The organism is Acidovorax sp. SRB_24 (genome assembly GCF_012931925.1).
Window position 1 is genome coordinate 1 of sequence record NZ_MWOM01000358.1, and the last position, 254, is coordinate 254.

Genomic DNA, 254 nt, shown 5'->3' on the forward strand with positions numbered 1-254 from the left:
CTTTTTCTTGGCCTTCATGATGTTGGGCAGCGTCACGTAGCGCGGCTCGTTCAGGCGCAGGTCCGTGGTGACCACGGCCGGCAGCGTGAGCTCCAGCGTCTCCAGCCCCCCGTCGACTTCGCGCGTGACGTTCACCTTGCCGTCCACGACCTCGACGCGGCTGGCGAATGTGCCCTGGGGCAGGTTGGCAAGCGCCGCGAGCATCTGGCCGGTCTGGTTGGCGTCGTCGTCGATCGCCTGCTTGCCCAGGATGA

General features: G+C 66.5%; 1 pseudogene. It reads right to left on the reverse strand.

Annotated features, from left to right (window positions below):
* Positions 1-254: pseudogene (locus tag B2J89_RS22265) on the reverse strand (electron transfer flavoprotein subunit beta/FixA family protein); the annotation flags it as partial.